The sequence below is a fragment of the Escherichia sp. WS3063 genome (assembly GCF_046486595.1).
In the GTDB taxonomy this organism is placed as follows: Bacteria; Pseudomonadota; Gammaproteobacteria; order Enterobacterales; family Enterobacteriaceae; genus Escherichia; species Escherichia coli.
Genome location: NZ_JBJQKY010000078.1, coordinates 1 through 829, shown reverse-complemented (window position 1 = coordinate 829; position 829 = coordinate 1). Strand labels below are relative to the sequence as shown.

1 protein-coding gene is annotated in these 829 nt (G+C 56.5%); it reads left to right on the top strand.

The genetic code is table 11. From position 1 onward, the window contains the following. Positions 1-790: IS110-like element IS621 family transposase (locus ACJHYW_RS25255; protein WP_410233391.1), on the top strand; the 790-nt coding region annotated here is incomplete at its 5' end. Between the last annotated feature and the right edge of the window lie 39 nt (positions 791-829).

The following is an 829-nucleotide window of genomic DNA, read 5'->3' as shown; positions in this document are numbered from 1 at the left end:
CTATATGGAACCTGTCGCTGAGTGCCTTTACGATGCTGGCTACATAGTGTCAGTCATTAATCCTGCACTGGGTAAAGCTTTCGCTCAGAGTGAAGGACTGCGTAACAAGACTGATACCGTGGATGCGCGCATGCTGGCAGAGTTCTGTCGTCAGAAGCGCCCTGCAGCCTGGGAAGCGCCTCACCCGCTTGAACGCGCGTTGCGTGCCCTGGTAGTCCGCCACCAGGCGCTGACAGATATGCACACGCAGGAACTGAATCGCACTGAAACGGCGCGGGAAGTCCAGAGGCCGAGCATTGATGCTCACCTTCTGTGGCTTGAAGCAGAGCTGAAGCGTCTTGAGAAGCAGATAAAAGACCTGACAGACGATGATCCGGATATGAAACACCGCAGGAAACTGCTGGAAAGTATCCCGGGTATCGGAGAGAAAACATCTGCGGTATTGCTGGCTTATATCGGTCTGAAGAACCGCTTCGCCCATGCCAGACAGTTCGCTGCTTTTGCGGGGCTGACACCACGGCTTCATGAGTCTGGCAGCAGTGTGAGAGGGGCGAGCCGGATGAGTAAGGCCGGACATGTGTCGCTTCGCAGGGCGTTGTATATGCCTGCAATGGTAGCCACCAGTAAGACAGAGTGGGGACGAGCCTTCCGCGACCGTCTGGCGGCTAATGGCAAGAAAGGAAAAGTGATTCTCGGCGCGATGATGCGCAAGCTGGCCCAGGTGGCGTATGGAGTGCTGAAGTCAGGCGTGCCGTTCGATGCGTCACGGCATAATCCGGTAGCGGCGTAAAAATCGCGGAAGGGATGAAACAACAGCGCCTGACGGCGC